Genomic DNA, 3,705 nt, shown 5'->3' with positions numbered 1-3,705 from the left:
GCTGGACGGAACGACGGGCAGTGTCATGACGTGCGTCCTTCGAACCTCGTTGTCTCGTGTGTGCGGCGTCGGCGGCGCATCGTCCGCGTGGCGCTGAGGCGACGGTATCACAAAACCTCCACATGGAGGTTTCTTCTTCGAGGATCGGCTAGGTTGGATGCCGTGAGCACGACGGACGGCACGGGCGACGAGGCGGTGATCGGGCGCCGCGGCCTGCAGCCGAAGGGGGTGGCGCGGCGCCAGGAGATCCTGGACCGCGCGATCGAGGTGTTCCGCGAGCGCGGGGCCGACGGCACGTCGCTGCGTCGCATCGCCGAGGCGATCGGCGTCTCGCATGCCGCTCTGCTGCACTACTTCGACTCCCGGGAGCAGCTGCTGGTCGCCGTCTACGCGCATGCCGAGATCCGGCGCAACGCCGCTGCGGACCCGATCGTCACCCCCGGCGTCGACACGATGATCGCTGCGGCGATCGCGAACGTCGACGTGCCGGGACTGGTCCAGCTGTATACGACGCTGCTGGCGGCCTCGCTGGAGGCGGGCAACGACGTCGGCCGAGAGTTCTTCTCGGCCCGCTTCGAGCGCGTGCGCGACGAGCTCACGTCATCGTTTCGTCGGCAGCAGGCCGATGGCGACATCCGCGACGACGTCCCCGCCGAGGACCTCGCGGCGCTCTTGATCGCCGCCTCCGACGGCCTGCAGATCCAGTGGCTGCTCGAGCCGTCGATCGGACTCAGCGAGACCCTCCGCACGTTCGGGCGCCTACTGCAACCACCGCGCTGAGCGCAGCGGTCAGCCGATACCGAGCGTGTCGGCGATGACGGCGAGCAGGCGGGATGCCGCGGGCTCGGGCTCGCGACCGGCCCAGACGGCCGCGACCGGGCGCGTGATCACCTCACCGTCCATCTCGACGCGGACGAGGCGCCCCGAGTGGAGATCGTCGCGCACGGCGAGCGCGCTGACCGCGGCCGGCGCGAAGCCGGTGGCCGCGGTCGTGCGCACCGCCGACGAGGAGGGCAGTTCCGCCGCGGGAGCCGCCGTCAGGGGGGTGCCCGCGGCATCCAGCGCCGCTTCCAGAGCGCGGCGCGTGCCGCTGCCGCGCTCCCGCAGCACCAACGCGGTGCCGGCGACCTCCGCCGGATCGAGGCGGCGCCGCTGTGCCCATGGGTGCGACGGCGAGACCACGATCACGATCTCGTCCCGCGCGATCACGACGTTCCGCAGGTCCGTCGGCAGATCCGGGGTCTCGATGAAGCCGAGATCCGCACCGCCGCGGCGCACCCGAGCGATGACGGCAGCGCTGTTCTCGGCATCCAGCCGAACGCCCGGCGCCGCCGGGTCCCGCTCCCGCCACGCCGCCACCCACGCGGGCAGCAGGTGCTCGGCGACCGTGAGGCTGGCGGCGACCCGCAACGTCCCCCGGCGCCGCTCCCGCAACGCGCCGACCGACTCGTCGAAGCGGTCGGCGGCGGCCATCACCTCCCGACCCCACCCCTCGACCAGCTCGCCCACGCGCGTGAGCCGCGAGCCGCGCGCAGAACGCTCGACCAGCACCGCACCGACGTCGCCCTCCAGCGCCCGCAACCGCGCAGACGCGGCCTGCTGGGTCACGCCCAGACGGCGCCCGGCCGCCGTCAGACTGCCGGTGTCGGCGAGTGCCGTCAGAAGACGCAGCGCCTCGATGTCGACCACGAACCCTCCAGCCACAAGCCGAGTTTGTACCCTGCCAAAGATACGGCTCTTCCGCGGCAGCGGAGAGCCCACGACGCTGGTGACATGACGATGTCGACTCCACGCACACGACGCCTGTTCCGCGATGTCCCCGGCGGGCGGATGCTCGTGTCGGCGATCACGCCCAACTGGTTCGCCTCCGTCATGGGTACCGGCATCGTCGCCACGGCGGCAGCGACGCTTCCCGGCTCACCCTCGGCGCTGCGGGTGCTCGCCCTGGCCGCGTGGCTGGTCGCCGCGGCGCTGCTCATCGTGCTCCTCATCGCGTCGGCGCTGCACGCGGCATGGTTCCCCGAGATCGCGCGCAGCCATCACCTGCACCCGGTGATCGCGCACTTCTACGGCGCCCCGGCGATGGCGCTGCTGACCGTGGGCGCAGGCGCCGTCCTGGTCGGCGCGTCGATTCTCGGCGAGACACTGGCCGTCGCCGTCGACGCGGTGCTCTGGACGGCCGGAACCATCCTCGGGCTCGCGACGGCGGTGGCGATCCCCTACCTCCAGTTCACTCGGCACGAGGCGACGGCCGACGCCGCCTTCGGCGGATGGTTGATGCCCGTCGTGCCGCCGATGGTGTCGGCGGCGACCGGAGCTCTGCTGATCGAGCATCTGCCTGCGGGACAGGCGCGCCTGACGATGCTGGTGGCCTGCGGACTCATGGTCGGCGTGGCCTTCCTGTCGACGCTGGCGATCCTTCCCCAGCTGTGGTCCCGGCTGGCCCAGCACAAACTCCCCGCGCCGGTGATGGTGCCCACCCTGTGGATCGTTCTGGGGCCGCTCGGTCAGTCGGTCACGGCGGCGAACCTGTTGGCCACCCACGCGCCCGCCGCCGTCGGAGCGAGCGGAGCCGCCACCGTGACCGCCGCGGCGGTCGTGCTGGGCGTTCCGGTCTTCGGATTCGCCCTGCTGTGGCTCGCGATCGCGGCGGCGATCACGGTGCGCACCGCGCGCGCCGGCCTGCCGTTCACCCTGACATGGTGGTCGTTCACCTTCCCCGTCGGCACCTGCGTCACGGCGGCGAGCGGCCTGGCGCTGCACACCGGCTCGACGATGCTCGCGATCATGGCGTACGCGCTGTTCGCCCTGCTGCTGGCGGCATGGTTCACGGTCGCGGCACGCACCTTCCATGGCGCGATCGTCACCGGGCGACTGCTCGTCCCCGCGGCATCCTCGGCACCGGCCCCGACCGGCTTGGCGCGCCCGTAGCCTGAGAGGATGGCCGCACTCGAGATCCTCCGCTACACCGCCTTCAGCTCTGACCCCGCCGGCGGCAACCCGGCGGGCGTGGTGCTCGATGCCGGCGGGCTGGACGATGCCGACATGCAGCGGATCGCCGCCGAGGTCGACTTCGCCGAGACCGCCTTCGTGACCGGGATTCGCGAGGACGGGGCACGCGCGGTGCGCTACTTCTCCCCCATCGCCGAAGTGCCGTTCTGCGGGCACGCCACGATCGCCACGGCCGTTGCCCTGGCCGAGCGCAGCGACGCCGATGCCATCGTCTTCGACACCCCCGTCGGCGACATCCGCATCGAGATCGAACGCGGCGCCGGCGGCATCCGCGCGGCCTTCACGAGCGCTCCGACCTCCGTGCGCGCCCTCGATCCCGATGACCGGGACGCGATCCTCCTGCTGCTCGGGCTCAGCAGCGACGAGCTCGACTCGACGCTGCCCCCGCGCATCGCCGATGCGGGCAATCCGCATCCGGTCATCGTGCTGTCCGACCGCACCCGCTTCGATGCGTTCACCTTCGACCCACACCGCGTGCGGGCCCTCATGGATGCGCGCGGTTGGCCCGCGACGATCACCGTCGCGCACCGCGTGGCGGAGGATCGTTTCACCGTGCGCAACCTGTTCCCCGTCGGGCGGATCACCGAAGACCCCGCCACCGGCTCCGCGGCCGCCGCACTGGGCGCCTACCTGCGCGAGCTCGACGCCGTGCGCGTGCCGGCACGGACTCTAGAGGATCCCCGGGACCGAGCT

The 3,705-nt window shown here is 72.2% G+C and carries 4 protein-coding genes; 3 read left to right on the top strand and 1 reads right to left on the bottom strand.

The features are described from left to right. Window positions 1-162 precede the first annotated feature (162 nt). Window positions 163-780 carry a TetR/AcrR family transcriptional regulator gene (locus I5I_RS03125; RefSeq protein ID WP_016464222.1) on the top strand — a complete coding sequence of 206 codons (618 nt, stop codon included), beginning with the start codon at window positions 163-165 and terminating at the stop codon, window positions 778-780. 9 nt (window positions 781-789) lie between these two features. Here the strand turns inward: I5I_RS03125 and I5I_RS03120 are convergent, their stop codons facing one another. Beyond that, the gene (locus I5I_RS03120) at window positions 790-1,704 is read right to left on the bottom strand and encodes a LysR family transcriptional regulator (RefSeq protein ID WP_239640002.1); all 915 of its coding nucleotides are present in this window, start codon (window positions 1,702-1,704) and stop codon (window positions 790-792) included. Window positions 1,705-1,773: 69 nt separating this feature from the next. On the opposite strand from I5I_RS03120, the gene I5I_RS03115 reads away from it, so the two are divergent. Next, a complete protein-coding gene (locus tag I5I_RS03115) occupies window positions 1,774-2,931 on the top strand; it encodes a TDT family transporter (RefSeq protein ID WP_239640001.1) in 1,158 nt (385 codons plus the stop codon). A gap of 9 nt (window positions 2,932-2,940) precedes the next feature. Next, a partial coding sequence (locus I5I_RS03110) for a PhzF family phenazine biosynthesis protein (RefSeq protein WP_036316366.1) occupies window positions 2,941-3,705 on the top strand: 765 nt, incomplete at its 3' end.

Source organism: Microbacterium sp. B24 (assembly GCF_000333415.1).
Taxonomy (GTDB): domain Bacteria; phylum Actinomycetota; class Actinomycetes; order Actinomycetales; family Microbacteriaceae; genus Microbacterium.
This window is presented reverse-complemented; position numbering and strand designations above follow the sequence as displayed.

Coding starts and splice junctions, on each gene's coding strand:
- I5I_RS03115 (WP_239640001.1), top strand. CDS start 1,774: ATGACGATGTCGACTCCACGCACACGACGCCTGTTCCGCGATGTCCCC.